This is a genomic window from Dolomitihabitans soli (assembly GCF_022213955.1).
GTDB lineage: Bacteria > Actinomycetota > Actinomycetes > Streptosporangiales > Streptosporangiaceae > Streptosporangium_A > Streptosporangium_A soli.
Genome location: NZ_JAKNTW010000013.1, coordinates 355,434 through 378,978, shown reverse-complemented (window position 1 = coordinate 378,978; position 23,545 = coordinate 355,434). Strand labels below are relative to the sequence as shown.

22 protein-coding genes are annotated in these 23,545 nt (G+C 70.1%); 11 read left to right on the top strand and 11 right to left on the bottom strand.

The features are described 5' to 3' along the window. Positions 1–166: 166 nt before the first annotated feature. Entirely contained in the window at positions 167–955 is a 789-nt protein-coding gene (locus tag MBA17_RS27020) for a hypothetical protein (protein WP_238499386.1), read from the top strand. 313 nt (positions 956–1,268) lie between these two features. Here the strand turns inward: MBA17_RS27020 and MBA17_RS27015 are convergent, their stop codons facing one another. Both MBA17_RS27015 and MBA17_RS27010 read right to left on the bottom strand, forming a co-directional pair. Next, positions 1,269–1,652, bottom strand: coding sequence for a PPOX class F420-dependent oxidoreductase (locus tag MBA17_RS27015; RefSeq protein WP_238499385.1), 384 nt, complete (start codon positions 1,650–1,652; stop codon positions 1,269–1,271). 64 nt (positions 1,653–1,716) lie between these two features. After that, positions 1,717–2,538, bottom strand: coding sequence for an SDR family NAD(P)-dependent oxidoreductase (locus MBA17_RS27010; protein ID WP_238499384.1), 822 nt, complete (start codon positions 2,536–2,538; stop codon positions 1,717–1,719). 107 nt (positions 2,539–2,645) lie between these two features. On the opposite strand from MBA17_RS27010, the gene MBA17_RS27005 reads away from it, so the two are divergent. Further along, positions 2,646–3,254 carry a TetR/AcrR family transcriptional regulator gene (locus MBA17_RS27005; RefSeq protein ID WP_455432860.1) on the top strand — a complete coding sequence of 203 codons (609 nt, stop codon included), beginning with the start codon at positions 2,646–2,648 and terminating at the stop codon, positions 3,252–3,254. A gap of 40 nt (positions 3,255–3,294) precedes the next feature. Here MBA17_RS27005 and MBA17_RS27000 read toward each other — a convergent pair whose 3' ends face one another. Continuing rightward, entirely contained in the window at positions 3,295–4,698 is a 1,404-nt protein-coding gene (locus tag MBA17_RS27000) for an FG-GAP repeat protein (RefSeq protein ID WP_238499382.1), read from the bottom strand. Positions 4,699–4,858: 160 nt separating this feature from the next. Further along, positions 4,859–6,862: a serine/threonine-protein kinase gene (locus tag MBA17_RS26995; protein ID WP_238499381.1), complete on the bottom strand. Its 2,004-nt coding sequence runs from the start codon at positions 6,860–6,862 to the stop codon at positions 4,859–4,861. A gap of 93 nt (positions 6,863–6,955) precedes the next feature. On the opposite strand from MBA17_RS26995, the gene rsmA reads away from it, so the two are divergent. From rsmA to MBA17_RS26975, 4 genes are all read left to right on the top strand, one after another. After that, positions 6,956–7,819 (top strand): 16S rRNA (adenine(1518)-N(6)/adenine(1519)-N(6))-dimethyltransferase RsmA, encoded by an 864-nt coding sequence (gene rsmA, locus MBA17_RS26990; RefSeq protein ID WP_238499380.1) that lies wholly within the window; start codon positions 6,956–6,958, stop codon positions 7,817–7,819. A 167-nt stretch (positions 7,820–7,986) separates the two neighbouring features. Then, positions 7,987–8,727, top strand: coding sequence for a C40 family peptidase (locus MBA17_RS26985; RefSeq protein WP_238499379.1), 741 nt, complete (start codon positions 7,987–7,989; stop codon positions 8,725–8,727). Between the two features lie 198 nt (positions 8,728–8,925). After that, positions 8,926–10,008 (top strand): 4-(cytidine 5'-diphospho)-2-C-methyl-D-erythritol kinase, encoded by a 1,083-nt coding sequence (locus MBA17_RS26980; RefSeq protein ID WP_238499378.1) that lies wholly within the window; start codon positions 8,926–8,928, stop codon positions 10,006–10,008. Beyond that, complete coding sequence (locus tag MBA17_RS26975; protein WP_238499377.1) at positions 10,005–11,810, top strand: ABC-F family ATP-binding cassette domain-containing protein; 1,806 nt, start codon at positions 10,005–10,007, stop codon at positions 11,808–11,810. The genes MBA17_RS26980 and MBA17_RS26975 overlap by 4 nt, the downstream gene beginning before the upstream one ends. Positions 11,811–12,045: 235 nt before the next feature. Here the strand turns inward: MBA17_RS26975 and MBA17_RS26970 are convergent, their stop codons facing one another. Beyond that, positions 12,046–12,627, bottom strand: a complete 582-nt coding sequence (locus tag MBA17_RS26970) for a dihydrofolate reductase family protein (protein WP_238499376.1) — start codon at positions 12,625–12,627, stop codon at positions 12,046–12,048. A gap of 240 nt (positions 12,628–12,867) precedes the next feature. Next, positions 12,868–13,392 carry a MarR family winged helix-turn-helix transcriptional regulator gene (locus tag MBA17_RS26965; RefSeq protein WP_238499375.1) on the bottom strand — a complete coding sequence of 175 codons (525 nt, stop codon included), beginning with the start codon at positions 13,390–13,392 and terminating at the stop codon, positions 12,868–12,870. Between the two features lie 56 nt (positions 13,393–13,448). On the opposite strand from MBA17_RS26965, the gene MBA17_RS26960 reads away from it, so the two are divergent. Next, a complete protein-coding gene (locus tag MBA17_RS26960; RefSeq protein ID WP_238499374.1) occupies positions 13,449–14,219 on the top strand; it encodes a trans-aconitate 2-methyltransferase in 771 nt (256 codons plus the stop codon). A gap of 61 nt (positions 14,220–14,280) precedes the next feature. Here the strand turns inward: MBA17_RS26960 and MBA17_RS26955 are convergent, their stop codons facing one another. Next, positions 14,281–14,484, bottom strand: coding sequence for a tautomerase family protein (locus MBA17_RS26955; RefSeq protein ID WP_238499373.1), 204 nt, complete (start codon positions 14,482–14,484; stop codon positions 14,281–14,283). 90 nt (positions 14,485–14,574) lie between these two features. Here MBA17_RS26955 and MBA17_RS26950 point away from each other — a divergent pair, with 90 nt between their 5' ends. Next, positions 14,575–16,062, top strand: coding sequence for a CYTH and CHAD domain-containing protein (locus tag MBA17_RS26950; protein WP_238499372.1), 1,488 nt, complete (start codon positions 14,575–14,577; stop codon positions 16,060–16,062). A gap of 75 nt (positions 16,063–16,137) precedes the next feature. Here MBA17_RS26950 and MBA17_RS26945 read toward each other — a convergent pair whose 3' ends face one another. Beyond that, the gene (locus MBA17_RS26945) at positions 16,138–17,031 is read right to left on the bottom strand and encodes an NUDIX hydrolase (protein WP_238499371.1); all 894 of its coding nucleotides are present in this window, start codon (positions 17,029–17,031) and stop codon (positions 16,138–16,140) included. Continuing rightward, positions 17,024–19,117, bottom strand: coding sequence for an RNA degradosome polyphosphate kinase (locus tag MBA17_RS26940; protein WP_238499370.1), 2,094 nt, complete (start codon positions 19,115–19,117; stop codon positions 17,024–17,026). The genes MBA17_RS26945 and MBA17_RS26940 overlap by 8 nt, the downstream gene beginning before the upstream one ends. A gap of 398 nt (positions 19,118–19,515) precedes the next feature. Between MBA17_RS26940 and MBA17_RS26935 the strand changes: the two genes are divergently transcribed. Next, positions 19,516–20,088, top strand: coding sequence for a DUF6886 family protein (locus tag MBA17_RS26935; protein WP_238499369.1), 573 nt, complete (start codon positions 19,516–19,518; stop codon positions 20,086–20,088). A 278-nt stretch (positions 20,089–20,366) separates the two neighbouring features. Here the strand turns inward: MBA17_RS26935 and MBA17_RS26930 are convergent, their stop codons facing one another. Both MBA17_RS26930 and MBA17_RS26925 read right to left on the bottom strand, forming a co-directional pair. Continuing rightward, a complete protein-coding gene (locus MBA17_RS26930) occupies positions 20,367–21,992 on the bottom strand; it encodes an FAD-dependent monooxygenase (protein ID WP_238499368.1) in 1,626 nt (541 codons plus the stop codon). Positions 21,993–22,068: 76 nt separating this feature from the next. Then, positions 22,069–22,683, bottom strand: coding sequence for a TetR/AcrR family transcriptional regulator (locus tag MBA17_RS26925; protein WP_238499367.1), 615 nt, complete (start codon positions 22,681–22,683; stop codon positions 22,069–22,071). A 96-nt stretch (positions 22,684–22,779) separates the two neighbouring features. Here MBA17_RS26925 and MBA17_RS26920 point away from each other — a divergent pair, with 96 nt between their 5' ends. Together MBA17_RS26920 and MBA17_RS26915 are read left to right on the top strand one after the other, a co-directional pair. Beyond that, positions 22,780–23,148, top strand: coding sequence for a DoxX family protein (locus MBA17_RS26920; RefSeq protein WP_238499366.1), 369 nt, complete (start codon positions 22,780–22,782; stop codon positions 23,146–23,148). Between the two features lie 28 nt (positions 23,149–23,176). After that, a complete protein-coding gene (locus tag MBA17_RS26915; RefSeq protein ID WP_455432864.1) occupies positions 23,177–23,545 on the top strand; it encodes a recombinase family protein in 369 nt (122 codons plus the stop codon).

Below are 23,545 nucleotides of genomic sequence, written 5' to 3'. Positions count from 1 at the left end.
GCTGAGCCCGGCCGGACGGCACACGCTCCGGCGACGACCGGGGGGCGGCAGCCGGTGCGGGCCGTACACGCCGTGGGCATGCCCGGCCGCGGAGCACTGCGGAGGAGTGTCCCATCGACGGTGCCCTCCTATGGGAAAATATCAAATCGCATGAATGGGAGGGCCGGTGAAGTTCGAGGTGCTGGTCATTGGGCCCGAGGTGGATCGGCAGCTCGCCCCTTACGGCAAAGAGGCGCGGGCGAGCCCTTACCGGCATTACCTCACCGAGCCGGAGATCGCGGAGGTGCGAGATTGGGCCATCCTCATGGGTGAGCTGCCCGCGGATTGTGACGAGGCCCAGGCTGCCGAGTACGTGGTCCAGCGCTTGTATGGCGACCTCATGAGCGAGCGCGACAAGGTCGAGCGGGACGAGCGCGGCTGGCGCTTCTTCACCACCGAGAACCCGACGGCCCGCTGGGATTATTGGTTCATCGACAGCCGTTGGTGGCCCCTTCGGACGAAGCCGGGCGGCTCCGTTGTCACCGACGAGGCCGCGGAAATCGGCTGGCCGGACGTGCTCGATCGACCGAATTCCTGGTGGCGGGCGGCCCCAGGCGAGGTGCTCCACGGGGCACAGTCGCTGGTCGGCGAGATCGACTTCGCCGCCATGGAACGCGAGGCGGCCGATTCCGCCGGCAATGCGTGGGACGAGCATCAGGAGGCCGTGCGTGCCGGCCGCGCCGACAGTCTCGCCGTACAGCAGATCGCTGGATTCACCCGGGAAGAGTACATTCTGCGCTGCGGCTGGCACCCCGCGTTTTTGGTCGAGGGCGGCCGCTGGCATGAACGTGGCGACCTGGGCCTGCGTGCCAGCGTCGGCGACGACCGTGCGCTGGAGTGGCGGCGCTTCGTCGACGACCTTATCGGCCGTCTGTCCCCAGACACCCTGGTCACGAAGGTCGTCTGCCACACGTGATCACCACCGAGCGAGCTCCTTGTCGCGCGAGGCGGCACTGGAGCCACGCGACCGCTGCCCGGAACTTCCTCGTCCGGCTCAGCGCGCCCCCGCCGATGACGATCGTGCCGGTGCCGGCATTGAAGAAGAAGTCGGTCGGGTTGTTCTGCCAAGAACGCCGACTACCTCCGCGCCGGCGCCGAGGTGACACCCCCGAGCTGATGCTCTTCGAGACCCGCCGGTCCCCCACCAAGGCGAGCTCAACGCGCCCTACCTGAAATGGTCGGCTGCATGCAGCCGGCGCAGACGATCTCCGTGATGGCGGTCAGGTACTTCAAACCGTACGGCTCGATCGCGGCCCGTCCAGCCCCCATGAGACGATCTTGGTAGGGGTGATTCTGATGATCGCTCGAGACAAGCCGGGCAGGGGTGGCTCGTGGTCGGTCAGCGCTGCTGCCTTGCCCCGGATCTCGATGCCCCTGGGTGCCCACGGATCGATCGTCGCCAGGTCGTCCACGACGAACGCGACCGTGCTGCCCTGCTGGACGTTCCGGAACTTCTTCGTCCCGTCCAGTGCGCCCCCGCCGATGACGATCGTGCCGGCATCGAGGAAGAAATTGGTCGGGTTGTTCTGCACCTGCCCATCGGGAGAGACGGTGGCCAGCCGCCCGATGTGCTGCGTGCCCAAGTAGTCGAGCTCGGCTTGGCTGAAGGTCATATGGATAAATCCTTTCATTTACTACCAAACTATCCCAAGTGACCTCCATCGGCCCTCGCACGGATCACCCCGGGGCCTTGCGGCTGAGGTGCTCCCAGGCTCGGTACTCCTCGGTGCGGGCCTGGTCCATCTGCTGGACCATGTCGTAGGAGGCGGCACCGACGATCAGCCGCAGCGGCGGCTCCGCCAGACCGGCCAGCTCCATGACCACCGGGGCCGCGGTGCTCGGGTCGGGGCCGGCATCTTCGCCCCACATCTCGGCCAGCCGGGCGCGCAGCGGCTCGTACTCCGGGCGCGGCTCCGTCATCGTGGTGCCCCGGGTGAACAGGTCCGTGCCGTACCCGCCGGGCTGCACGATCGTCACCTTGATCCCGAACGGCGCCACCTCCATCGCCAGCGCCTGGCTCGCCGAGTCGAGCGCGCTCTTGCTCGCCGTGTAGAACCCGGCGGACGCGACCCCGCCGCCGGTCCCCATCGTGGTGACCTGCAGGATGTGGCCGGATCCCTGCGCCCGCAGGTGCGGCACCACGGCCTGGGCCACCCAGACCGCGCCGAAGAAGTTGACGTCGAACTGGGCGCGGATCTGCTCCTCGGTGGCCTCCTCCACCATGCCGAGCAGCATCGATCCGGCGTTGTTGACCACGATGTCGAGCCGCCCGAACGCCGCCGCCGCCTGGTCCACCACCGTCCGTACGGCCGCGCGGTCGGTGACGTCCAGGATGAGCCGGACGAGGCGGTCCGGATGGGCGGCGGCCAGGTCGTCGAGCGGGCCAAGGTCGCGCGAGGCGGCCACGACGCGGTCTCCGGCGGCGAGCGCCGCCTCGGCGAAGGCTCTGCCCAAGCCCCTCGACGCGCCGGTGATGAACCATACGCGGGCAGTCGTCATACGATCTCCTCAATTATTCGAGACGAGACGATCCGTCTCGCTGAACATGAGTATGGGAGATGGCCGCGTCAACGTCAAGACGGACCGTCTCGTCTCGTCTTGGTGGTATGCTCCCAGACGTGTCCCACCCCAGAAAACCGAACCCCGCCCGGCGCAGCGAGCGGTCCCGGCGGGCCGTCCTCGACGCCGCGCGCGAACTGGTCTCCGAGCTTGGCTACGCCAAGGTGACGATCGAAGCCATCGCAGCGCGCGCGGGAGTGGGCAAGCAGACCATCTACCGCTGGTGGCCGTCCAAGGGCGCGGTGATCTTCGACTCCATCCTGGCGCTCAGCGAGGGCGCGGAGGGCGTGCGACTGCCCGACACCGGCGACCTCGAGGCCGACCTCAAGGCCGTCATGCGGGCGACCGTCGCCGAGTTCGCCGACCCGGTGTTCGAGGCACCCATCAGGGCGCTCACCATCGAGATCATCAGCGATCCCGCCCTCGCCGCCCTGTATCGCGAGAAGCTGGCCGGCCCCATCGACGAAGCCAAGAAGGAACGGCTGCGCAGCGCCCAGCGGGCGGGCCGGCTGGCCGCGGACCTCGACCTGGACCTGGTGCTGGAGGTGCTGTACGCCCCGCTCCACCAGCGCTGGCTGCACCGCTCCGGGCCGCTCACCCCGGAGTACGCCGACGCGCTCGTGGACATCACCCTCCGCGCGTTCGCCCCTGAGTAGCGTCAAAGCTGGGCGGGGAACCTCCGGCGGGCGCCCGTGATCACCCTGCCACGGTGGCGCCGAAGTCGGCGGAGGCGTCGCCGGTCGGGCCGACCGGGGTGGACGAGCCTCCGCCCACCAGTGCCACCGCGCCGCCTGTGGAGGCGTCGGGCGCTCCGGCCACCAGCCGGTCGCCGCTGAAGCCGACTGACCAGCCGAAGTGGTCCTCGGCACGGGGGGCGGCGGCGGTGATCAGGCGATCGTCCTGAGGCGTGCGCAGCGGGACGAGCTGGACCGCTCCGCGCCGGTCCGGCCCGTCGAACGGGATGCCTGCCGCCAGCCGTACGTCAGTGCCGGTGCCGTCGAGGGCCACCGAGAAGCCGAACGCCTCGCCGGGGCCCGGTTCGCCTTCGAGTGACGGGCCGCCCTGGAAGATCGTGTCCCCCTTGGCCGGTCCGCTCGCCGACGGCAGCACGTGGACCAGCCCCGCGTCCTTCACCCCGCCCGCGTCGGCCAGCGGAGCGCTCACCGCGAGCCTCCCGGCGGCGTAGGACAGGGCGTATCCGAACCGGTCGCCCGGGGCCTCCCGCGCGACCTTGCCGACCAGGTCGCGCATCTCCCACTTCCGCCCGGTGTACGTCGCGCCGGCCCGGGCCGGGTCGAAGACGACGGTGAGGCCGCCCGTGTCGAGCATGCCCTCCGCGATCTGCCGCCCGGCACCGTCGTTGTTCTCGTACGGCGAGCCGACGGCGAGGTCGACCCCGTTACGCTCGCCGCCCAGCCTGCCCAGGGCCAGGGACCAGCCGAACATGTCGCCGTTCTCGCTGTTGCCCGGCACCCCTTCGTTCTCCTGGGTGATCTGGGTGAGCCGGCCGCCTCGCAGCAGGTAGACCGCGCCCGCGTCGCGCACCTCGTCGTCCGTGCCCGTCTCGCCGCTGTCCTGGTGGGGTGCGCCGATCGCCGAGACGGCCGCGTCCTCCACGCTGTGCGCCACCGACCAGCCGAAGTGCGCCTTCCGCTCGGGTCTCGTGGCCACGAACTTGGCGCTGCGCCCGGTCCCGCCGTACAGCACGTAGACCGCGCCCGCGTCCGCCTGGCCGTTCACATCGGTGTACGGCGCGCCGACCAGCAGGTCCGCGCAGGCATCGCCGTCGACCCTGCCGAGCGCGACCGACCAGCCGAAGCCGTCGCCCGCCGCCGGCTCGGGCGCGCCCAGCACGGTGGCTCCTGAACCGGCCCCCGAACCGCCCCGCAGGATCTGGACGGTCCCCGCCCCCAACTGGCCCCGCAGGTCGGCGAACGGGTCGCCCACCGCCACGTCGTCTGTTCCGTCACCGTCGAAGTCGCTCGTGGCGGTCGTGTCCGAGCAGTTCCGCGCCGCCGGTGCCGCCTGTGTCGCCTGTGTCGCCTGTGTTGGGACGAGCGGCAGCAGGGCGGCGGCTGCCAGCGCGACGAGCAGTTTCATCGAATCTCCTTGAGGGTGGAGAGTTCTGCCTTCGGGCGGGGGAGGGAAGGCGGTGTGGGGGCGCGATGGCGGGCGATGACCGGCCTGTCACCCGCATGATGCGCACCGAGGCCGCCGGGACGGCGGAACGGGGGAACGCCTGTGGAACCGAGGGGAGTCCTCACGACAGGCGCACCTCGACGTTCGCGCCGCTGTCGAGGACGTGGCCGGTGAGTTTGGCGGGTTTGCGGCCCGATGGGAGGTCGAACAGGAGCACGCCGTCGATCCGGTCGCCCGGGGCGATGCTGTTCGGCTGGGAGGTGGAAGAGGCATGGGAGGTGTGGGCGGTGCCCTGGTCGTCGATCAGGGTCAACGGGTCGGGGCTGAGGAGCACGTCCATGCCGCCCGGGTTCAGCAGGGTCCATCTGATCACGCAGAAGCGTCCCGTCACCGCGACGACGCCCGCGAAGTCGGCCAGGCCGCACTCGGGCGGCCGGGAGATGATCAGCTGTGGGTCCTCGACGTAGGAGCCGCTGGTGATCCGCCGGCCGACGTCCGTCATCTGCTCGCCCGCCGCGACCTTGCCTCTGGACGGGGTCTGCGGGTCGTCCGAGGCCGTGACCGCCAGCACGCCCGCGGTCACGGCCAGCGCCGCGACGGCGGCCCCGGCGGCGATCAGCCACCGGCGTCCCGCGGTCTTCGCCCGCACCGGGACGGCGACCGGCTCCACGATCCCGGGCCCCTCTTCGGCCGCAACGCTCGTGACCCTGGTGGCAGAGCCGATCCCGGGCTCCGTTCCCTGTTGCCGGGTGTCGATCGTGCCGGGGGCGCTCGCCGGTCCTTGGTGCTGGGCGCTGATCGTGTCTGGGGCGCTTGCCTGTCCTTGGGGCCGGGTGCTCGCCGGTCTATGGTGCCGGGTGCTCTCCGTGTCCGCGGTGCTCGCCACGGCTGCGGAGGCCGCGGTGTCCGCGGGGTCCGCGATGCCGGCCGTGTTCGCCGTGTCCGCTATGTCCGGCGTGTTCTGTGTGTTCTGTGTGTTCGCCATATCTGGCGTGTTCGGCGTGTTCGCCACGTCCGGCGTGTTCGGTGTGTTCGCCATATCTGGCGTGTTCGGCGTGTTCGCCGGGTCCGGTGTGTTCGGTGTGTTCGCCGGTGGGACGCCGAGGGCGCTGAGGGTCAGGGTGGCGTCGTCGCCGACGTTGGCCGGGGGCTGCCAGGATTCGACCAGCAGGTCGGTGGCGATCAGCGTGGGAGGGTTCTCGGGCTCCTTCGCGAGGGGCGTGGCCGGGACGCCGCCGACCAGGGAGAGGAGGAGATCCTGTGCGGAGGGCCGCTGCGCCGGGTCCATCGCGGTCGCCTGCCGTACGAGGCGGTCGAGGGGGGCGGGGAGGGTGCCGAGGTCGGGCGGGCCGTTGATGACCCGGGAGGCCAGGGTGATCGCGTCGCCTCTGCCGTACGGGTGACGGCCGTTGCCCGCGTAGGCCACCAGGCAGCCCCAGGCGAACACGTCGACGGCTGGACTGATCGCCAGACCTCGCACCTGCTCGGGGGCCCACCAGCCCGGACTGCCGATCAGCTCCCCGGACATGGTGAACCCGTGGGTCTGGTCGAGCGCCCGGGAGATGCCGAAGTCGATCACCCGTGGCCCGGACATCGACAGGATCACGTTGGCCGGTTTGAGATCGCGGTGCACCAGCCCGGCGACATGGATCGCGGCCAGCGCGGCGGCCACCCCGAGCGCCACCCCGTGCAGCGGTCCCGGCTCCAGCGCGCCATGCTCGCTGATCTGCCGCGAGAGCGGGGTGCCCGGAATGTACTCGGTGACCATGTACGGCAGGCCGTCGTCGTTGTTGCCGTTGTCGAGCACCTGGGCCGTGCAGAACGACGCCACCCGGCGGGCGTTGTCGACCTCGGCGTGGAAGCGCGCGGTGAACCCCTCCACCACCGCGTACTGCGGTTTGACGACCTTGACGGCGACCGGACGTCCGGCGGTGCCCGTCGCGAGGTAGACGGTCCCCATCCCGCCCTCGCCCAGGCGGCCCAGCAGCGAGTAGGGGCCGATGGACTCGGGGTCGGTGGGGCGCAGGCGCTCCGCACCAGGGTGTTCCGTGGTCATGATCGCGCTGACTCCAGGTGGGGAGATGCCGTTTCTGCCGCCGAACCCCCGTGCGACAACGTTATCCACAGTGGATCCTCTCGTGCAGGTTCCCGGTGGTGGTAAGTCGGAGACCTGAGGTCCTTCACAGGGTGTTCGGTGCGAGACACTTGGTCGGATGACATGGGGAGTGCAATTGTGAGCCTGCTGGGTCCCGTCGAAATACGTAATTTGGCGGACAAGCTCGACCTTCGTCCGACAAAGAGGTTCGGACAGAACTTCGTGATCGATGGCGGGACCGTGCGACGCGTCGTGCGGATCGCCGCGCTGGAGCCGGACGACGTCGTCGTGGAGGTCGGTCCGGGCCTCGGCTCACTGACGCTCGCGCTGCTTCCGGCGGCGGCACGGGTGATCGCGGTGGAGATCGACCCGGTCCTCGCCGGCCAGCTCCCGCACACGGTCGCCGACCACGATCCCGGGCACGCCGACCGGCTCAGCGTGGTGCCGGGTGACGCGATGAGGGTGTCGGCGTCCGACTTCCCCGCCGAGCCCACCGCCCTGGTCGCCAACCTGCCCTACAACGTGTCGGTGCCCGTGCTGCTTCACCTGCTGGAGACGCTGCCCTCGCTCCGCAAGGGGCTGGTCATGGTCCAGTCGGAGGTGGGCGACCGGCTGGCCGCCCCGCCCGGTTCGAAGATCTATGGTGTGCCCTCGGTCAAGGCCGCTTGGTACGCGGAGGTCCGCCGGGCCGGGGCGGTGAGCCGCACGGTCTTCTGGCCGGTGCCCAATGTCGATTCCGTCCTGGTTTCGTTTGCTCGTCGCGAACCTCCCGTCACGAGTGCTTCGCGCGAGGAGGTGTTCGCCGTCATCGACGCGGCGTTCGCGCAGCGGCGCAAGACGTTGCGGGCCGCGCTGGCCTCCTGGGCGGGCACGGCGGCGCGGGCCGAGGAGGCGCTGGACAAGGCAGGCATCCCGTCGGGAAGCCGGGGAGAGCGGCTCAGCGTGACGGACTTTGCGCGCATCGCCGAGCACCGCCCGCTTTCATAGATTTCGCCCTGATTTATGGGCTTATTGTGGTGCTTGAGTGAATGGCTGTGAAGGCTGAGCGCCTGGGGTAAGAGGCGATCCATGGTGCTCATGTCTGTTTTTCATCGTGTTGGAGGTCCTCCCGGCGCGGTCACTCCGTCGCTGACCTTTCCAGCTGAGAGGCGGTGATGCCGGCTCCACTGGGCGGCGGCCTCCTGGCGGCCCTCACCTCGCTGGCCGCCTTCACCTCACCCGACCTCGCCCAGGCCGCCCCCTGCCCGCAGACCAGCGCGAACATCTGCCTCGCCTGGACCGGCCGCCTCGACACCACCGCCGACCCGGACGCCGACCCTCCACCGCCCGCCCCCGACCCGGCGGTCAAGCGCCCACCGGCCGGGGCCGACCCGCTCGTGCCCCTGCCGGCCGTATCCGCCCTGCCGGAGCTGCCGAACGCGCTCGGCGCGGTAGCGGCCGTGGCGGACGCCGGTCTGACCGAGGCGGAACGGCAGTTGGCGCTGGCCAGGGGCCAGCTCGTCATCACAGCGGCGCTGGACAGGCTCGGCACGCCCTTCTCCTGGGGCGGAGGCTCAGCCGTCGGCCCGACGCTCGGGATCGGCCGTGGCGCGCAGACCGTGGGCTTCGACTGCTCGGGCTTCACCCTCTACGCCTGGGCGAAGGCAGGCGTCACGCTCGGCCACTACACGGGCACCCAGTTCCGCCAGGGCGATCGGGTGCGCAAGGCCGACCTGCTCCCAGGCGACCTCGTCTTCTTCGGCAAGCGCAAGGGCGACCCCACCCACGTGGGCCTCTTCCTCACCGACGGCGTGATGGTCCACGCCCCCCAGAGCGGCGACGTCGTCAAGAAGACCAGCTTCGCCGAGTCCCCGCATTACAGCCGCCGCTACCGCGGAGCCGTCCGCCCCGCCTGACCGCACCGGTTCGGAGGTGCGCCCGGGTCCTGAACCAGCGAACATGTCCAGCGAGCCGGCCGAAACGGCGAGCGGCCATCCGCGCCCGAGGAGCGTTGACCCCATGGGCCGCCGCCACTTGCGGCGAGGGGGTGAGAGGGGGCTGCGCCGTACGGCAGCGAAACGCTTGTTGGGCGGGGAGCGTTTACGATCGGTCGGATGCCTACCAACTTCGTCACCGTGCGGGTGCCCGCGAAGGTCAACGTCCAGCTCGCGGTCGGGCCGTTGCGCGCGGACGGCTACCACGACCTGGTGAACGTCTTCCACGCGGTCTCGATCTACGACGACGTGACGGCCACGGAGGCCGCCGCGATATCGGTGGAGGTCGAGAGCGAGGTGGCAGGGCTGGTTCCGCTTGACGGGGACAATCTGGCGGTCAGAGCCGCCCGGGCGCTGGCGGTGCGGTCGGGCCGGCCGTACGGCGCGCGGTTGAAGATCCGCAAGTCGATCCCGGTGGCGGGCGGCATGGCGGGCGGCAGCGCCGACGCGGCCGGGGCGCTGGTCGCGTGCAACGAGCTGTGGGGGCTCGCGATGAGCGATTCCGAGCTGATGGAGATCGGCGCGGAGCTGGGCAGTGACGTGCCGTTCGCACTGCTGGGAGGGACGGCGGTGGGCACCGGACGGGGGGAGCGGCTGACGCCGGTGGAGGTCTCAGGGCGCTTCCACTGGGTGTTCGCGCTCGCCGACGGCGGGCTCTCCACCCCCGCCGTCTACGCCGAGTGCGACCGCCTGCGCGCCGCGCAGCGGCCCGGCACCCCACCGCTTGACGGCCCACGTGCCGGGGAGTCGCGGACGCCTGGAGCCGGGGGGTCGCGGACGCCTGGAGCCGGGGAGTCGCGGACGCCTGTGGGCAAGAGCGCTGGGGAGTCCCGGGCGGGGAAGAGAGCCGGGGAGCCGAAGACGGCTGAGGGCTGGCGCGCCGGGGAGCCGCAGGCGAGTGCGGGGCTGCTGGCGGCGCTGCGCGCGGGGGATGCCAAGGCGCTGGGCGCGGAACTGGCCAACGATCTTCAACCGGCGGCGCTCTCGCTCCGGCCGTCGCTGGGGCGGACGCTCGCCGCCGGCCGTGGAGTCCTGGGGGCGATCGTCTCCGGGTCCGGGCCGACCTGCGCGTTCCTCGTCGCCGGCGAGGCCGAGGCGGTCGAGCTGGCCGCCTCGCTCAGGGCCTCAGGCGTCTGCCAGGACGCGGTCACCGCGCACGGGCCCGTCCATGGGGCACTTGGCAATATCCTTGGAAGACGATGAACCTGGTCAATCTGGAGTCCGTGTCCCACGCCTATGGTCCGAAGCCATTGCTTCACGACGTCTCGCTCGGTGTCGCGGTAGGCGACAGGATCGGCGTGGTCGGCCGCAACGGCGGCGGCAAGACCACGCTCATCTCTGTCATCGCCGGGGCCCTGAAGCCGCACGGGGGGCGGGTGACCCACAACCGCGGGCTGCGGGTCGGCGTCCTGTCCCAGGGCGACGATCTCGATCCCGACCGTTCGGTCGAGGAGGCCGTGCTCGGCGACCGCGCGGAGCACGAGTGGGCGGGTGACCAGGGGATCCGCGAGATCCTCGGCAGCCTGCTCGGTGACATCGACCTCACGTCGAAGGCCCGCAGCCTCTCGGGCGGTGAGCGCCGCCGTACGGCACTGGCCAGACTGCTCATCGACGAGCACGAGCTGATCATCCTCGACGAGCCGACCAACCACCTCGACATCGAGGCCATCGACTGGCTGGCCAGGCACCTGTCGGCGCGCAGGTCGGCGCTGCTGGTGGTGACCCACGACCGGTGGTTCCTCGACGCGGTGGCCACCCGTACCTGGGAGGTCGTGGACGGCGGCGTCGAGCGCTACGAAGGCGGATACGCCGCCTACGTTCTGGCGAAGGCCGAGCGTGCCCGCATCGCCGCGGCCACCGAGGAGCGCCGCCAGAATCTCATGCGCAAGGAGATCGCCTGGCTCAGGCGCGGCCCGCCGGCCCGGACCAGCAAGCCCAAGTTCCGCATCGACGCCGCTCAGGCGCTGATCGCCGACGAGCCGCCGCCGCGCGACAACGTCGAGCTGGTCAAGTTCGCCTCGGCCAGGCTCGGCAAGACCGTCTACGACCTCGACGACGTCACGCTGCACGCGGGCGGCCCCGGGCAGGGTCCGCTGGTCCTCGACCACTGCACCTGGCAGTTCGGCCCCGGCGACCGCATCGGCCTGATCGGCGTCAACGGCTCGGGCAAGTCCTCGGTCCTGCGGCTGCTCGCCGACACCGTCGGTCCCGACACGGGCAAGGTGGTCCGGGGCAAGACGGTACGGCTGGCGCACCTGTCGCAGGAGCTGGCCGAGCTCGATCCGGGCCGCCGGGTGCTGGAGGCCGTCGAGGAGATCAGGAAGTTCATCAAGGTCGGCAAGCGTGAGTGGACCGCCTCCCAGCTCCTCGAACGGCTCGGCTTCCGGGGCGACGAGCAGTGGAAGGTCATCGGCGACCTGTCCGGCGGCGAGCGCCGTCGCCTCCAGCTCCTGCGCCTCCTCATGGACGACCCCAACGTGCTGCTGCTCGACGAGCCCACCAACGATCTCGACATCGAGACGCTCAACGAGCTGGAAGACCTGCTCGACGGATGGCCGGGCACGCTGATCGTGGTCAGCCACGACAGATACTTCCTTGAGCGGGTGGCCGACAGGTCGGTGGCGTTGCTCGGCGACGGCAGGCTGTCCCTGCTCCCCGGCGGCGTGGACGAGTACCTTTCGCGCCGCGCCGCGGGCACCGCCGTGACGGCCCGGGTCGCCGGGGCCCCGGCGACGGCCGCCGAAACCGCCCCCGCCTCCGTCGGCATGTCCACTGCGGGCATGTCCACCAAGGAGGAGCGGGAGCTGCGCAAGGACCTCGGCAGGTTCGAGCGCCGCCTCGACCGGCTCGGCGAGCGCGAGGCCAAGCTGCACGCCTCCATGGCCGACGCCGCCGCTGACTACTCCCGGCTGGCCGGCCTCGACGCCGAACTCAAGGAGATCCTCGCCGAGAAGGAGACCGTCGAGGCCGAGTGGCTCGACCTCGCCGAACGCCTCGGCGAGTAGCGCATCGGCCGACCGTGCGCCCTGGTCGGCGGATGATCAGTGGGGGAGGCGTCCACCAGGGCTCGTCAGGAGAAGGCGTCGAACGGGGTGGGCAGGGCGGCGATCGGCTTGCGGTCGAGGAGGTCGTGCTCGCGGCGCGGCCACCGACCCTTCCACCGCCGTCGTACGGTGTGATCGCTCATCGGCAAGTGATCGAGAAAGCCTCGTGCGTCAGCCGGCGGGGTGCAGACGCCGGTCAACGGATCACGATGAATCGCAGGTGAGTGGCGTTCGCACTCTCGATCACCTTGGCGCGCTCGAGCTGGAACCGGCCACCCAAATGTTCGAACAGCCGGGTTCCGCTGCCGAGCAGCACCGGAGCCAGATGGATCTGGATCTCGTCCAGCAGGCCGGCGGCAAGGCACTGCTGAGCGGCTCCGGCGCCGTGCACGGCGACCACCTTGCCCCCAGCCGCCGCCTTCGCCTGCTTCACCGCGCTGTGGATGCCGTCGGTGACGAAGGTGAAGACCGACGGCGCCCGAACCGTCTCCGGGGCCGGTGGCTTGTGGGTGAGGACGAAGCACGGGGCCGGGCCGGCCGGACCGCCGTCACCCCACCCGCCGTCGCCCTCGGCCAGGTCGTACGACCGTCGGCCCATCAGAATCGAGCCCACGTTCTCCCGCATCCCGGCCAGCAGTTCGGTGTCGCGCGGGTCCGGTTCGTGTAGCCACTGGTGCAGGATCTGGCCGCCGTCGCCCAATTGCTGGTCGCGGGTGACGTTCGGGCCGGTGACGAACCCGTCCAGCGACATCGAGATTCCCGAAATGACCTTGCTCATGACATCTCCCTCATGGTTGGTCGCCGTGGCGACGAGCGTCGGACGCGGCGGCCCAGACCGTGCCGGCGGCACGATCGCCAGCTTGGCGGACCGCGGGTGGCAGAGTCGTGTCAGTCCGGTGAAACTCTCGATCGGCTCCGGGAGTTCGGCGACCCGTACGCCGAGGCCGGCGCCCTCGTACCTCGGCCTGCCACCACCTAGGCAGGGAGGCGAGCAAGGGCTCGGGTTCGGCTGGGGGCGTCAGGGGGAGGCGTCGAACGGGGCGAGCAGGGTGCGGAGCAGGGCGGCGAGTGACTTGCGGTCGGCGTGCGGCAGGCTGTCGAGGAGGTCGTGCTCGCGGCGCAGCAGGTCGGTGAAGGCGTCGTCGACGCGGCCCAGCCCGGTGTCGGTGAGCGAGACGAGCACGCCGCGCCGGTCCTCCGGGTCGGGGCGGCGGCGGACCAGGCCGCCGGCGGCGAGCCGGTCGATGCGGTTGGTCATCGTGCCCGAGGTGACCAGGGTGGCCCGCAGCAGCGCCCCCGGGCTCAGTTCGTACGGCGCGCCGGCCCGGCGCAGCGTGGTGAGCACGTCGAACTCCCAGGGCTCAAGCCCGTGTTCGGTGAAGGACGCCCGGCGGGCCCGGTCGAGATGGCGGGCCAGCCGGGAGAGCCTGCTGAGGACCTGAAGCGGTTCGACGTCCAGGTCCGGCCGCTCGCGCCGCCAGGAGGCCACCAGCCGGTCGACCTCGTCCACGCCCGCGGGATCCTCGGGCTCCTGCACCGTCATATCGCGATTCTATCTCTCTTGACATCGAGAGATCTAGGTTGATATCAACTATCTCTATGTCAAGAGACGTGTGGGATCCGGAGATCTATCATCATTATGCGGATGAGAGATCCCGTCCCTTCTTCGAGCTCATCGCACGGATCCAGGCTGAGAGCCCTCATTATGTCGTGGACGCCGGCTGCGGAAGCGGTGAACTGACGGCAGAGCTGGCCCGTAGATGGCCGCACGCCACCGTGCACGGCTTCGACTCCTCGGCGGCCATGGTCGGGAAGGCGACGGCCACCGGCACCCTGACCTTCGAGGTCGCCGAGGTCGAGACCTGGCGGCCGGACCGCCCGGTCGATGTGATCGTCTCCAACGCCGTGCTCCAGTGGGTGCCCGCGCACCGCGACCTGCTGCCCCGCTGGACCGAGGCGCTGACCCCCGGCGGCTGGCTCGCCTTCCAGGTGCCGGGCAACTTCGACGCGCCCAGCCACACCCTGATCCGCGAGCTCTGCCGTACGACCTGGCGTGACCGGCTCGGCGATCTCGCTCCCGGGACCCCGGTCGACGGCCCGGCGGGCTATCTGGATCTGCTCGCCGGGCTCGGCTGCCAGGTGGACGCCTGGGAGACGACCTACCAGCACGTCCTGCCGGGGGCGGACCCGGTGCTCGACTGGATCTCCGGCACCGCGCTGCGCCCCATGCTCGACCGTCTTGACCAGGACGAGCGCGCCGCCTTCCGCGCCGACTGCGCGGCCCTGCTCCGCCGCGCCTACCCGCGCAGGCCGTACGGCACGCTCTTCCCGTTCCGCCGGATCTTCGTGGTGGCCCGCAAGCCGGGCTAGGGTCGTGTCACGGTGCCGTGGTCACACGCGGGGTGACCTGGCCGTCGTGGGCGGACGGCGGTCACCGGGCCTCGCGGGCGGCGATCTCCTCCAGCGTCAGGCCGCCGCTGGACCAGTGGGTTCGCGGGATCTCCCGGACCACTACGCGGATGCTCTCCGGCGGGGACCCGAGCGAGCGGCGCACGGCCTCGTGCACCTCGTGCATCAGCGATCGGATCTGCTCGGGCGTGCGCCCCTCGGCGATGGTCGCCTCGATCAACGGCATGGCGGTCTCCTCATTTGTTCATCTTGCGGTGGCATCATTGCCGCAAATCGGTTACCTGCCGATAACCGAACTGCGAATGGAGGGGCACTGGTGGCGATCGAGATCGAGGACAAGTTCGACGTTCCCGTGGATTTCGAGATCCCCGGGCTTGCGGGCGTGCGCGGCTGCGAGGAGGTGGCGGGCCCCAGGAGTCACCAACTCGTCGCGATCTACTTTGACACCCCTGACCTGCGGCTGGCCGCACGCGGTATCACGCTGCGCCGTCGCAGGGGCGGCGACGACGCCGGGTGGCACCTGAAACTGCCCAAGGCCAAGGGGGTCCGGCAGGAGATCACCCATCCGCTGACCCGGAGTGCCAAGATCGTGCCGCCCGAACTCGCCCGGCTCGTCCAGGCGTACACGCGCGGCGTCCCGCTTGCCCCGATCGCCGAACTCGACACCCGGCGCAGCGTGACCCTGCTCCTCGACGCCGAGGGAGACACCCTGCTGGAGGTCGCCGACGACCGCGTCAAGGGGACCGTCTTCGGCGACCAGCCTCGCGTCGACAGGTGGCGCGAGGTCGAGGCGGAACTGGTCGGCGGCGACGCCGACCTACTCAGGCGGGTGGGGAAACGGCTCAGGAAGGCGGGCGCGACCACCGCCGGCTCGGCCAGCAAACTCTCCCGCCTGCTCGACGGCGCCGGGGCTCCGGCCGCCCCGGCCGCTCCCGCCCGTACGGGCTCCGCCGGAGAGGTGGTGCTCGACTACCTGGCCCGCCAGGTCACCGCCCTGCTCGCCCAGGACCCCCGGGTACGGCAGGCGGAGGACGACGCGGTGCACCAGATGCGCGTCGCCTGCCGCAGGTCGCGTAGCGCGCTCAAGGCGTTCAAGGCCATCTTCGCCGACACCGGACCCCTCCAGGACGAGCTCCAGTGGCTGGGCAACGAGCTGGGCGAGGTCCGCGACCTGGAGGTGATCCGCGCCCGGTTCGCCCGCCTGTTCCGCGGCCTTCCCGACGAACTCGTCATCGGTCCCGTCCAGGCCAGGCTCGGCTCCGACCTGGAGGCCCGTGAGCAGGTCGCCTACCAGCAGGTCGGGGAGACCCTCGGCAGCCCGCGCTACTTCGCCCTGCTCGACGCGCTCGACGCCCTGGTGGCCGCCCCGCCGTTCACCAAGCTCGCCGGCAAGCCCGCGACGAAGCCGCTCGTCACCGTCGCGGAGAAGCAGTGGGCCCGGGTGACCGCCGCCTACGACACCGCGCAGGCCATGGACGACGAGGCCGAGCGCGAGACCGCCATGCACGACGTCCGCAAGGCCGCCAAGCGGGCCCGTTACACCGCCGAGGCGCTCGGCATGAGCGAGCTGGCCGGGCTGGCGGAGAGCGTGCAGGAGACCCTCGGCCGTTACCAGGACGGGGTCGTCGCCCAGGAGACGCTCGCCCAGGAGGCCCAGACCGCCCGGGACGCGGGCGAGGACACCTTCACGTACGGCGTGCTCACCGGCCTGGAACGAGCCGCCGCCGAACAGGCCCACACCCGCTTCCCCCGGGTATGGGCCGAGACCAGAGCAGCGGTCGCCGCCCTCCTGGAAACCGCTTAGCCGGCCCCGGAAAGGATCTTCGTCAACCCTTCGCCGGCACCCGGGGCCGCCCGGCGGAGGCCCTGGCGGCCGGCTTCAGACCGTGTAGCGTTCCAGGCCGACGACCTTGCCCGCGACGTGGTGCAGCACCGCGAAGGCGCCCTTGCGCAGGCTGACGTCACCCCTCGGACTGGGATAACGCAGGTCGCAGATGCCGGAGATCAGCTCGGGGAGCACCTTGCCGTGACTGCAGATCACGGCCGGTTCGCCCGCGTCGAGCACCCGCAGCGCCAGGCGCAACGACTTCGCCGTGTCGTACGCCGTCTCGGTCAGCAGCCGTTCGCCGCGGATCGCCAGGTCGTACCTCTTCGCGTACGGCTCGACCGTCTGGACGCAGCGCTTGGACGGCGAGCTGACCAGCGTGGTGGGGCGGAAGCCGGCGAGGGCTTCCGCCAGCACGGCGGCCTGGGCGACGCCGTCCCGGTCCAGCGGGCGCTTGTCGTCCGCACCCCGCCAGTCCTGTCTGGAGCCCGCCTGGCCGTGCCGTAGGAAGATCAGCGGGATCGTCCTGAGCGGCGCGGCGCTCAGGCCGCGCAGCAAACCCGCGTCCCACTCGTAGGTCAGCCGTCGCCGTGCCTCCTCGACCGGCAGCCAGACGACCTCGTCCACCTCGTCGGTCGCCTCGAAACCCGGACCGGAGACCGCGCGGGCCACCCAGTAGTCGACCCTCTTGAGTCGGCCGCCCTTGAAGTAGTGGATCGGCGGCAGCGCGCGGCCGAGCAGGGCCGTGATGCCCGTCTCCTCCCGCACCTCGCGCAGCGCGCCGGTGATCACGTGCTCGCCGTTCTTCAGCTTGCCCTTGGGGAAACTCCAGTCGTCGTAGCGCGGGCGGTGCACGAGGGCGACCTCGGGCGAGTCCTCCGCGCCGCGCCACACCACTGCGCCCGCGGCGCGGATCATGTCGGTCGGCTTGACATCGAGTTCAGTCATCCACGGTCCTCCACCGCCGGGTCCCGATCAGATGGGTCTGCAGGTCGGCCAGTAGGTCTCCGTTCTCGCCGAGGTGCCGGCGCGCCCAGGTTCCGTCCGAGTTCAGCCACCAGGTGCTGGTGGTCTCCGCCATGCACATGTCGAGCAGTTCGCTGAGGTACGCCCGGTGCTGTTGGCTGGAGACCTTGACCAGGGCCTCCACCCGGCGTTCCAGGTTGCGCCGCATGAGGTCGGCGCTGCCGATCCAGATCTCGGGCCGGCGTCCGCCGCCGAACTCGTAGATCCGCGAGTGTTCGAGGAACCGTCCGAGCACGCTCCTGACCCTGATGGTCTCCGACAGTCCGGGGATGCCCGGCCGCAGCGTGCAGACCCCGCGCACCCACAGGTCGACCGGCACGCCGGCGCGGGAGGCCCGGTAGAGGGCGTCGATGGTCGGCTCATCCACCAGCGAGTTGGTCTTGATCCGGATCCGCGCCGGGCGTCCGGCCTCCTGGTGGGCGATCTCCCGTTCGATCCGCGCCACCAGGCCGCTCCGCATCGAGTGCGGGGCGACCAGCAGCCGCCGGTAGGCCGAGTGGTTGGAGTAGCCGGTCAGGTGGATGAACAGGTCGGTGACGTCTTCGCCGACCAGCGGATCGGCCGTGAGCAACCCGACGTCCTCATACAGCCGTGCCGTCTTGGGGTTGTAGTTGCCCGTGCCGATGTGGCAGTAGCGGCGCAGCTCGCCGGACGGCTCCTGCCGCACGACCAGGGCCAGCTTGCAGTGCGTCTTCAGGCCCACCACGCCGTAGACCACGTGGCAGCCCGCGCGTTCCAGTTTGCGGGCCCAGGAGATGTTCGCGTGCTCGTCGAACCTGGCCTTGATCTCGACCACGACCACGACCTGCTTGCCCGCCTCGGCCGCGTTGATCAGGGCGTCCACGATGGGGGAGTCGCCGCTGGTCCGGTAGAGGGTCTGCTTGATCGCCAGCACGTTCGGGTCGTTCGCGGCGTCCTCGATGAAGCGCTGGACGCTGGTGGAGAATGAGTCGTAGGGGTGGTGCAGCAGCACGTCCCGCTCGCGCAGCACGGTGAACAGGTCGTCCTCCGCGTGTACGGCTTCCGCCGGGACGAACGGGCGGTAACTCAGCTCCCCGCGTTCCAGGTCGGCGATGGCGTGCAGTCCGGTGAGGTCGAGCGGGCCGGGCAGCCGGTAGATCTCGTGGGCGGCGACGTCCAGTTCCTCCACGAGCAGGTCGAGGACCTCCGGGGTGATGGTCTCCTCGACCTCCAGGCGTACGGGCGGGCCGAAGCGGCGCTTGAGCAGCTCGCGTTCGAGCGCCTGCATCAGGTTCTCGGTGACGTCCTCGTCGACCTCCAGGTCCTCGTTGCGGGTGACCCGGAAGACGTGGTGCTGGACGATCTCCATGCCCTTGAAGAGCTGGGCGAGGTGGGCGGCGATCACGTCCTCCAGCGGGACGAATCTGTTCTTGGAGGCCATCACGAAGCGGGGGAGCTGGCTGGGCACCTTCACCCTGGCGAACACGGTGTGCCCGGTGGCGGGGTTGCGCACGGTGACGGCCAAGTTGAGCGACAGGCCGGAAATATACGGAAATGGGTGGGCTGGATCCACGGCCAGCGGCGTCAGCACGGGCCTGATCCGCTCCCTGAACAGCTTGCGCAGCTCGGTCCGCTCGTCCCTGACAAGATCGTCCCAGCGCACCACCTCGATCCCCTCGGCGGCGAGCTGCGGGCGGATCCGCGTGTGGAAGCACTCCGAGTGCCGGATCGCCAGCTTGTCCGCGATGGCCGCGATCCGGGCCAGCTCCTCGCGCGGCTTCAGCCCGCTCTTCGTACGAAGGAGCAGGCCGGTGGCCATCCGGCGTTTCAGCCCGGCCACCCTGACCCTGAAGAACTCGTCGAGGTTGCTCGCGAAGATCGCCAGAAACCGGACCCGCTCCAGGAGGGGGATCGAGGAGTCCTCCGCCATCTCCAGCACGCGCTGGTTGAACTGCAGCCAGCTCTCCTCACGGTTGAGGAAACGCTCCTGCGGAAGCGGCGGAGTGTCGCGTCCTTCGGGGGTGGGGTGCACGATCTCGGCGGACATAGCATCTAATATGCCGACTCTGATTGAACGGAACGTTAACTTCGTCTCAACGACCGCTGTTGGTTCCCCCACTCTGCCGACCCCACGCACCCCGTACGGCGAGCCGCCCCCACCGCGACCCCCGCCTACGCCGCCGCCCCTGCCTCTTCAGCATATGTTCACTCCCCCTTCGACCTGGGAAGCGACGCCGAGCCCGCGACGTGCCCAGGAGCGGCGGAGTGGCTGTTCGGCGGTGCGAACTCGCGATGACACCGGGCAGGTTTGATTCATCCAATGTCCCGGATGTGCCGTTCCACGTATTTCTGACCATCAGTGGTTCCGGGGCCTGGCCGAGTGAACGACGGCGACTGGCCGCATATTCAAGTGATCCAAGCAGGCATATGGGATAGACCTGTGCCATGCGTCCTGAACCCGGCCAGGTGCTGCACTTCTCGGAAGACCCGACGATCACCCGCTTCGTCCCGCACGTCGCTCCCACCGCACGGCAGCAGGAAGCCTACGTCTGGGCGGTCGACGCCGCCCGCGCGCCGGATTACTGGTTTCCCCGCGACTGCCCGCGCGCGATGGCCTGGACCGTCCCCGCGACCTCGGCGGCCGATCGGGAGCACATTCTGGGGCCTGGCGGCGGTGACCGCGTCCACGCGATCGAGTACGGCTGGCTCGACCGGCTCCGGAGCGTCGAACTGTTCGCCTACCGGCTCCCCGCCGCCCGTTTCACACCCATCGGTGAAACGGTGAAGAACGCGGTCGTCGCCACCGAACCGGTGACGCCTCTCGGCCCACCCGAACCGGTGGGCGACCTCTTGCGGCTGCACGACGACGCCGGCATCCAACTCCGCGTGCTCGGCAACCTGTGGGAATTCTGGGACGTCGTGACCGCGAGCACCCTCGGATGGAGCGGAATCCGCCTGCGGAACGCCCGTCCACGCGCGGACACGGCCGGCGTCCGTCAGCCCCAAGCCCTGTCCTGACCGCTCTTCCCCCGGCCCGCGAGCCCGAATCACGCGCACCGGCGAACCAGTCCGAGGACCCGGTGGCCTCTGGTCTTTGGGCATGGCCTCGGTCAACGAGCGTGGGCTCCGACGCCGTGTGGCTTGATCACACGGCCGACAGCCGGTCCGGTCGGCTGCTCTCCTGGGCGCGCAGGAGAGCCACGCCCAAGGCGGTCGCGCCGATTCCGGCCAGGCTTTTGGGGACGGTCGGTTCTTGTGTCACGGGGTTGTCCAGCTCCTCTTCTTGACAGGCGGTGTCACGGACGGGCGCCCAGGGCGCGGAAGTAGTCGCTCACGGGTGTGAAGTCGACGTTGTCGCCGCGGAAGCCGACGTACTTGTCCGGGCGGATCAGGTACAGGCTGGGGCGGCGCACGCCGTATCGGTTGTGCGCCTCGCTGCGCAGGTCGGCGAAGACTCCGTCCATGGGGTCGTGCGGCAGATGGCCGCGGGTGATGACATGGACCTCGCCGTGCCCGGCCATCGCCTCGTGTGCGGAGGCCTGCCAGGCGGCCAGGGTGGCGGAGTCCGTCGTGTCCGCCGCGAACAGGACGAGGTGGTGGCCCGGCGTCCGGAGGATGTGGCGGAGCGCCACCGGCCCCTCACGGTTCTCGACGTAGGCGTCCCGTACCAGCTCGCCGGCTTCCGGTCCGGTGCAGGCGACGTCACTCCACGCTCTGGCTTGTGATTCGTGCCAGCGTTCGAAGACGAGGTCACTGTCGCGGTAGTGGACGAGGTGTTCGCCGAAGGCGTTCGACAGCCGCTGCTGCACGGGATTGAGCCGGCCGAACAGGCGCAGCGCGTGCCGCCTGGCTCTGCGGGCGACCAACGTGCTGCCGGTGGCGGCCTTCGTGGTGGCCGAGGTCGCCTCGACCACGGCCTTGACCACGGGCCACCGTTCGGCCTGATAGCTGTCCAGGAGGGACTCCTCGGCGCGCCCGGTGACGACGAGCGCGAGTTTCCAGCCCAGGTTGTAGGCGTCCTGCATGCCCGTGTTCATGCCCTGGCCGCCCACCGGGCTGTGACTGTGCGCGGCGTCGCCGGCCAGGAGGACCCGGCCCTGACGAAGCCGGTCGGCCAGGCTCTCGCGGGCCACGAACGACGAACTCCACTGCAGATCGCGTACGCGAGAGTCCAGGGGCGTGCGTTCGGCGACGTAGGCGGCGAAGTCATCCAGCCCTGGAGTCTGTGGCGGTCGCTCGTTCGGCGTGCTGGCCAGGATGCGCCAGTAGCCCCCGACCATGGGGAAGACGGCCACGAGGCCGGACTTGCCGAAGTAGACATGGAAGCGGTCCCGCGTGAGCGGCCAGTCCACGGCGACGTCGCCCAGGATGAACCCCCGCTTCAGGTCGGCTCTCTCCCGGGTGATTCCCGCCGTCTCGCGCACGGTGCTGTGGGCGCCGTCGGCGCCGATCAGCCACCCGGTTTCGCACCGTTCGCCGCGACCGTCCTCATGGCCGAGTTCCACGCTGACGCTGTGCTCGCCGGTCTGCTGGCCGACCAGGCGGGTGCCCCATTCGATGGTGACTCCGAGTTCGGCGGCGCGCTCGCGCAGCAGCGCCACCGTCTGCCACTGCGGGATGCACAGGTCCAGCGGGAACGGGGAGTCCACGGCCGTCACGTCCATCTCGGCCAGGGCCGTCGTGCCCTGGTAGAAGTTCAGCGTGTGCAGCGGGACGCCTCGTTCGATGGCGGCTTGGGCCAGCCCGAGATCGTCCAACATCTCCAGCGATCTCGCCACGATCGACACCGCCCGGCTCTCCCGGTGGTCCGCGCGCCCGGCGTCGATGATCCGTGGGATCACTCCCCGCCGTGCCAGGTCGATGGCCAGCACCAGGCCGGTCGGCCCCGCGCCGACGATGAGAACGTCCGCTTTCGTCGTCACAAACCCACCCTCTTAGAACGAATGATCGTTCTTTTTAGCAAAGCATGATCCTCCGATCGTCGTCAAGAGCGCATGTTTATCTCTGTCGAGTGGCTTGCGCGGGCGCCGACATCAGGGCTCGCATGCCGTTCCTGAAGGCCGCCGAATCCGCGTGGCCGTATACTGCGCGGCGCACCAGGAACCCGTCGACCAGGGCCATCAGGACATCGGCCACGTGCTCGGCAGGGACGTCAGCGGGAAGCAGCCCGCGCTGCTGATGCCGCGCCACGAGGCCACCGACCACGCCGCGGGCCTCCGCCATGACCTCCCTCAGTTTCGTGCACAGCGACGGCGATCGCAGCGCCTCCGACCAGACCTGGACCAGCAGCTGGGCCGACTCCTGCGATCCGGACAGCGGCGGGCGCTCGACCCCCAGCACGAGATCGACGATGTTGTCCAGATCCGGCGGCCGCGCGCCGTCATCCGCCTCGAACGCCGACGCGACCTCGGCCAGAGCCTCGGCGGCGGTCGCCGCGATGATGTCGTCCTTGCTCTTGAAGTAGCGGTAGACGGCCCCGGCCGACAACTCGGCCTCGGTCAGCACGTCCTGCATGGACGTGGCATGGAAGCCGTTGCGGATGAAGCAGTGCCGGGCGGCGTCCAGGATCTGGCGGCGGCGGGCTTCGAGGTGCTCCTTGGGCATGCGTGCCATGGGATCAAAACGTAGAACGAACATTCGTACTTGACAACTTTGCCGCCCCTCTCTTAAAAAAGGAATGTTCGTTCTTTTTCGGCGAAAGGTCGTACCATGTCGTTTGTCGCCAACGCACTGAGCACTCTGATCGCTCTCGTCTTCCTGCTCGCCGGCGCCCAGAAGGTCCTGCTACGGGATCCCGTGACGGCCAACCTGCTCAGGCTCGGCGTCGGCTCGACGATGACCCGAGCGATCGGCGCCCTGGAGATCGCTGGCGCGCTCGGGCTCGCGGCCGGCCTCTGGCTCAAACCGCTCGCCATCGCAGCCGCGGCCGGTCTCACGCTGCTGTTGATCGGCGCAGTGGGATTCCACCTCCGCGCCCGCGACTTCACGCACCGGCGCCACCGCTCCCACGCCGTGGCGCCCGTGGTGCTGGCCGTGGTCACCGGAACAACCATGGCCTTGTTGCTCGCGACTTCCTGAGCGAAGAGCGCGGTGACAGCACCGCTTCATCGGCCCCATCTGCTGGAAGGTCTTCGAGGAGAAGAGCAGCGGCAAGCTCGTCACCGACGACCGGCCCGCACTGCTGAACGCGCCGGCCTGCATCCGCGACGGCGACCTGCTCACCGTCCAGGAGGTCGACCGCCTCGGCCGCAACCTCCTGGAAGGACTGATCGTCCTCAACGACAACCAGTCCAAGGACCCGGTGGCCTCTGATCTTTGGGCATGGCCTCGGTCAACGAGCGTGGGCTCCGACGCCGTGTGGCTTGATCACACGGCAGAGAAGTTTGTTCTTCGCGGAGAGAAAGTTCTATCTATTACCGACAAAGCACTTCTCGTTTCGGGCAAAAGTGATTACCTTCAGGGCAGCACCCTCTGA